The organism is Dietzia sp. DQ11-44, from assembly GCF_014145205.1.
Classification (GTDB): Bacteria; Actinomycetota; Actinomycetes; order Mycobacteriales; family Mycobacteriaceae; genus Dietzia; species Dietzia natronolimnaea.
In genome coordinates this window covers 1-5,736 of record NZ_JAALEC010000108.1, presented here as the reverse complement: position 1 = coordinate 5,736, position 5,736 = coordinate 1, and the positions used below count along the sequence as shown (strand labels likewise).

General features: G+C 70.5%; 5 protein-coding genes and 1 pseudogene. 3 read left to right on the top strand and 3 right to left on the bottom strand.

The annotated features are described in order from the left end of the window. Window positions 1-260 (bottom strand): annotated as a pseudogene (locus tag G6018_RS03340) (hypothetical protein); the annotation flags it as partial. Window positions 261-387: 127 nt separating this feature from the next. Here G6018_RS03340 and G6018_RS03335 point away from each other — a divergent pair. Then, a complete protein-coding gene (locus G6018_RS03335; RefSeq protein WP_182617460.1) occupies window positions 388-1,152 on the top strand; it encodes an IclR family transcriptional regulator in 765 nt (254 codons plus the stop codon). Window positions 1,153-1,211: 59 nt separating this feature from the next. Here the strand turns inward: G6018_RS03335 and G6018_RS03330 are convergent, their stop codons facing one another. Further along, window positions 1,212-1,997: a 2-keto-4-pentenoate hydratase gene (locus G6018_RS03330; protein WP_182617461.1), complete on the bottom strand. Its 786-nt coding sequence runs from the start codon at window positions 1,995-1,997 to the stop codon at window positions 1,212-1,214. A gap of 60 nt (window positions 1,998-2,057) precedes the next feature. On the opposite strand from G6018_RS03330, the gene kstD reads away from it, so the two are divergent. Then, entirely contained in the window at window positions 2,058-3,806 is a 1,749-nt protein-coding gene (kstD, locus tag G6018_RS03325) for a 3-oxosteroid 1-dehydrogenase (RefSeq protein WP_182617463.1), read from the top strand. Window positions 3,807-3,808: 2 nt separating this feature from the next. Beyond that, window positions 3,809-4,669 (top strand): MaoC/PaaZ C-terminal domain-containing protein, encoded by an 861-nt coding sequence (locus tag G6018_RS03320; protein ID WP_182617464.1) that lies wholly within the window; start codon window positions 3,809-3,811, stop codon window positions 4,667-4,669. A 40-nt stretch (window positions 4,670-4,709) separates the two neighbouring features. Here the strand turns inward: G6018_RS03320 and G6018_RS03315 are convergent. Then, window positions 4,710-5,736, bottom strand: a 1,027-nt coding sequence (locus G6018_RS03315; RefSeq protein WP_182638713.1) for an LLM class F420-dependent oxidoreductase, incomplete at its 5' end; no start/stop codon positions are given.

Genomic DNA, 5,736 nt, shown 5'->3' with positions numbered 1-5,736 from the left:
GCGTAGGCAGGACGAGAATCGGCGGGGCCGGAATCGCCAGGCTCCCGGCCGGGGCCTGACCCCCGCGCCTCCCGATCGAGCCGCCCCATCGCCTCCACGAGGTGATGCGCGGCCTGCAGGCGGGTGGCCGCGGCGAGGTTCTGCGCCAGAGTGGCCGACCGCGCCACCTCGCTCAACGCCTCGGCGCCCAACGTGTCGAGAGCCTCCGGCACGGCGCGAAGCGCCCCGAACGCCGCCGAACTCGTCGTCGTCGCACTCATTACCGACCACCCTCCCCCCGCGGCGCCTGTATCGAACATACGTACTACTCTAACGTCACCACCTCACTAGCGCAAGTGTTCGAATCACCCGTCACTCGATGTCGGACCTCCGCGCTACACTCACCGCATGACCGAACCGCCCGTCTCCCCCGTCGACCGCGCCTTCGACGTACTGCGGGTGACGGCGGCGGGAACCGGCCTGACACTGAGCGAGATCTCCCGCGAGGCCGGGCTGGCCAAGTCCACGACCCTTCGCCTCCTGGCCGCACTCGAGCGAAACGATGCGGTCACGCGCATCGGCCAGCGCTATCGACTGGGGCCGCTGGTGCATGAGCTGGATCCGATTCCTGCCTCGCCGGCATACGAGCGGACCCGCCGCGTACTCACACCGTTCCTCGCGCACCTCTTCGAGGCGACCCGGGCGACGGTGCACCTGGCCACGCTGCACGGTGACGAGGTGGTGTACCTCAACAAGCTGCACGGTCCGCGGCCGATCCCGTCACCGTCGCGGATCGGCGGCGGACTGCCGGCCTATTGCACCGGAGTGGGCAAGGCGATGTTGGCGTTCGACGACGCCGCCGCCGAGCGGGTGTCGCAGGGCCCGCTGATCGCCTGGACCGACACCACGCTCACCTCGCCGGATGCGCTCGCCGTGGAGCTGGCGGAGATCCGGCGCAGAAGGCGATCGGTGGATCGCGCCGAGCTCACGCCCGGCCTCTACTGCGTGGCCGCACCCGTGTTCGACGACGACGAGGACGGCGCCTGCGGAACCCTAGCGGTGGCGGCGCTCTCCGCTAGCGCGGCGGACGGTGCTGCACTCACTCGCCTGGAGCCACTGGTCACCAGGGTGGCCGCGGCCGCCAGTCGCGCGATGGCGACGGACCGGACGTGACGAGGGCCGAGGGAACGTGAGCGCCGCAGCCGAACCCCCGCACTGGCTGCACCCCCGCGCTAGCGGAACTCCATGGTCACGTCCCCCAGGCCCGCGAACTCGGCGCGGAAGGAATCGCCGGGCGCGGCGTCCATCGCGCGGATCGCGGTGCCGGGCAGGATCACGTCTCCCTTGCGCAGGCGGACGCCGAACTTGGCGACCGTCGAGGCCAACCAGCCCACCGAATTGAGCGGGTTGCCCAGGACCGCGTCGGAGCGGCCGGACGCGAGGAACTCGCCGTTCTTGTAGAGGGTCGCATCGATCGCGGCGACGTCCAGGTCCGTCAGCCGCACGCGCTGCTGCCCGACGACATACCCGCAGGACGACGCGTTGTCGGCGATCGTGTCGGGCAGGGTGATCTTCCAGTCGCGGATGCGCGAGTCGATCAGCTCGATCGAGGGCACGACCCACTCGATGGCGGCAGCGGCCTCCTCCTGCGAGCACCCCTCCGGCGGGATGTCGGCGCCGAGGATGAAGCCCACCTCGACCTCGACGCGCGGGAAGCAGAACCGGGCAGCCTCGACCGGCGCGCCCTCCGGGTACTCCATGGTGTCGAGGAGATGGCCGTAGTCGGGTTCGTCGACGCCCATCATCTCCTGCATGGCCTTGGAGGCCAGACCCACCTTGTGTCCGGTGACCACCGCGCCGGCGGCGAGCTTGCGGCGGATGTTGACGAGCTGGATCTCGAACGCGTCGTCCGGGGTCATCTCGGGATGGTGGTCGGTGAGCGGCGCGATGGGCGCCACGTCGGCCTCGGCGTCCCAGAGTCGCTGGGCGAGTGTGGAGCGGGTCTCCTCGTTGAGCATGACCGGGATGCTACCTCGACCGTGTGGCGCTCGAGCCCCCGGTTCTATAACGTGTTCTACATGGCAGACCAGGAGTTCGACGTCGTCGTCGTCGGTAGCGGTGGAGCAGGCATGACGGCCGCCCTCGCAGCAGCGAAGAAGGGCCTCAGCGTGGTCCTCGTGGAGAAAGCACCGCACTATGGCGGCTCCACCGCCCGTTCCGGCGGCGGCGTGTGGATCCCGGGGAACTCCGTCCTCCGACGGGACGGCGTCCAGGACACCCCGGAGGCCGCCCGGACCTACCTCCGGGCGATCGTCGGCGACGTCGTGGCCCCGGAACGGATCGACGCGTACGTCGACCGTGGCCCCGAGGTCCTGGACTTCGTCCTCGCCAACTCCCCCCTCGAGATGGAGTGGGTGGTCGACTACTCGGACTACTACCCCGAGTCCCCGGGAGGACGACTCGGCGGCAGATCCGTCGAGCCCAAGCCGTTCGACCTGCGCCAGTTGGGTTCCGAGGCCGCGCGGCTCGAGCCCCCCTACGCCAAGGCTCCGGCGAACATGGTGGTCAAGCAGTCCGACTACCGCTGGCTCAACCTCCTCCAGCGCCCCACCACCAAGGGTTTCCGGCGCTCCGTCCGTGTGACGATGCGCATGCTGCTGGCGAAGGCCCGCGGGGCCAACATGGTGGGCATGGGCCGCGCGCTCATCGCCGCCATGCGCAAGGGCCTCCTGGACGCGGGTGTCCCGGTGTGGCTCAACACGCCGATGACCGGTCTGGTCACCGAGGGCAGCGGGTTGGACGAGCGGGTCGTGGGCATCACCGTGACCCGCGGCGGCGAGGAGCAGACCCTCCGCGCCCGACGTGGCGTGATCATCGGCTCGGGCGGGTTCGAGCACAACCAGGAGATGCGGGACAAGTACCAGCGTCAGCCCATCCCCACCTCGTGGACGGTCGGCGCCGCCGGCAACACCGGCGAGGGGATCGAGTACATGGAGAAGGTGGGGGCGGAACTGGCCTTCATGGAGGACGCCTGGTGGGGTCCCACGATCCTGCTCCCCCGCGGTCCGTGGTTCGCGCTCGCCGAGCGCTCGCTGCCCTGTTCGTTCCTCGTCAACTCGCGCGGCGAGCGGTTCATGAACGAGTCGCTGCCGTACGTCGAGGCCGGGCACCGGATGTACGGCGGGGAGTACGGGCAGGCCCCCGCCGACCAGCAGGGCGCCGAGGGCGAGAACGTCCCGGCCTGGATCATCTTCGACCAGGAGTACAAGAACCGGTATCTCTTCGCCGGACTGCAGGCGAAGCAGCCGCTGCCGAAGAAGTGGCTCGAGACGGAGAACTTCCACAAGGCCGACACGCTCGCCGAGCTCGCCGGACTGATCGGCGTCCCGGGGGACGCGCTGGAGAAGACGGCCGCCCGGTTCAACGGCTTCGCCGAGAGAGGCGTGGACGAGGACTTCCAGCGGGGCGTCTCGGGGTACGACCACTACTACGGCGACCCCACCAACAAGCCCAACCCGAGCCTCGGTCCCGTCCGCAAGGCACCGTTCTTCGCCGCCAAGATGGTGCCCGGGGACCTCGGGACCAAGGGCGGGGCGAACACCGACGTCCACGGCCGCGTCCTCCGCTCGGACGGCTCCGTGATCCAGGGGCTCTACGCCGCCGGCAACGCGTCGTCGCCGGTCATGGGCCACACCTACGCCGGGCCCGGGGCGACCATCGGCCCCGCGATGGTCTTCGGGTACCTCGCGGTCGAGCACATGCTGGCCGGCGCCGCCGCCGGGTCCACCACCACCGGACCGACCACCACCGACAAGACGGGAGTCTGACCGTGCCGATCGACCTCTCGATTGCCCTGGGGGCCGAGCTTCCCTCGCAGGAGTTCTCCTGGACAGCCTCGGACGTTGCGCTCTACGCACTCGGAGTCGGCGCGGCCGGGGACCCCATGGACACCGCCGGGCTGGACTACGTGGACGACCTGCATCCCAAGGTGTTGCCGTCGTTCGCCACCGTCGCCGCCACGATGAACGTCACGGAGGCGCCGCGGGTGTCCTTCCCCGGGGTCGAGATCGACCTGGCCAAGGTCGTGCACGGTAGCCAGTCCGTCGAGGTGCACCGCCCGATCCCCGCGGCCGGCACCGCCGTCACCACGACCAGGATCGCCGAGATCCAGGACAAGGGGTCGGCCGCGGTGATCATCCAGGAGTCCGAGACGGTCTCCGCCGAGGGTGAGAAGCTGTGGACCTCTCGATCCGGGATCTTCGCCCGTGGCGAGGGAGGCTTCGGTGGCGAGCGCGGGACCTCCGAGAAGGTGCAGTACCCCGAGCGGGACGCCGACCACACCATCGAGGTCGCGAGCCTGCCCCAGCAGGCGCTGCTCTACCGCCTCTGCGGGGACCGCAACCCCCTGCACTCCGATCCCGCGTTCGCCGAGGCGGCCGGGTTCCCGCGCCCGATCCTCCACGGTCTGTGCTCCTACGGCATGGTGCTGCGGGCCGTCGTGGACGAGGTCCTGGGCGGCGACGTCGAGCGGGTCCGCGGCTACGGCGTGACGTTCGGCGGCATCTTCTTCCCCGGCGAGACCATGCGCGTCCGCGTGTGGGAGGACGGCTCGCGACTGCTCGTGGCGGCCACGGCCGCCGAGCGGGACGACGCCCCCGTGCTCAAGAACGTGGTGGTCGACCTCGCCTGACCGGGGGCTGGCCAACTCCCCCGGCGGCCACGCCGGTGGATCAGCAGAGCGCGCGGAACCGCTCCACCAGCCGGATCCGGCCGGGGGCGTCCATCGCCATCGGTACGACCGTGAGGGTGGTGGCCCCGGCCTCGCGGAACGCCTCGACCCGCTCGGCCACGTACGACTCGGGGCCGATCAGCGAGACCGACCGGACCAGCTCGTCGGGCACCGCGGCCGCGGCCTCGTCCTTCTTGCCGTCCAGGTACAGGTCCTGGATGCGGGCGGCCTCGTCCTCGTAGCCGTAGCGGCACGCGAGCTCGTTGTAGAAGTTCTTGCCGCGGGCGCCCATCCCACCGATGTAGAGGGCCAGGTGCGGGCGCACGAAGTCCAGGTAGCCCGGCACCTCGTTCTCCTCGCAGATCGCCAGCGGGGGTCCGGCGTAGACCTCGAGCTCTCCGAGAGAGGGATCGCGCTTCTCACGCCCCTTGGCCAGCGGCTCACCCCACGCGAGGTGGGCCTTCTCGGGGTGGAAGAAGATCGGCTGCCAGCCATCGGCGATCTCGGCGGCCAGCTGCACGTTCTTCGGCCCGAGCGCCGCCAGCACGATCGGGATGTTCTCGCGCACCGGGTGGTTGATGAGCTTGAGCGGCTTGCCCAGGCCCGTGCCCTGGTCGGCGGGCAGCGGGATCTGGTACTTGGCCCCGTCGTGCACGAGCTTCTCCCGGCGCCACACCTTGCGGCAGATCTCGATGACCTCGCGCGTGCGGCCCAGCGGCGCGTCGTAGCGCACGCCGTGGAAGCCCTCGACGACCTGCGGGCCGGAGGCGCCGAGGCCCAGGATGAAGCGGCCGTCGGAGACGAAGTCCAGCCCGGCGGCGGTCATGGCAGTCAGGGTGGGTGTGCGGGTGTAGATCTGCAGGATGCCCGAGGCCAGCTCCATGGTCGAGGTCTTGGCCGCGAGGTACCCGAGCTGGCTCACCGCGTCGAACGAGTAGGCCTCGGGGACGAACGCGATGTCCAGCCCCGCCCGCTCGAGGTCCGCGGCCTCCGCGGCCGTCTCGGCGAAGCCGCCGCTGTAGTTGAGA

Excerpts from the sequence above, each read along its gene's own strand:
- G6018_RS03330 (WP_182617461.1), bottom strand. The coding sequence starts at position 1,997 with ATGCTCAACGAGGAGACCCGCTCCACACTCGCCCAGCGACTCTGGGAC.
- kstD (WP_182617463.1), top strand. The coding sequence starts at position 2,058 with ATGGCAGACCAGGAGTTCGACGTCGTCGTCGTCGGTAGCGGTGGAGCA.
- G6018_RS03335 (WP_182617460.1), top strand. The coding sequence starts at position 388 with ATGACCGAACCGCCCGTCTCCCCCGTCGACCGCGCCTTCGACGTACTG.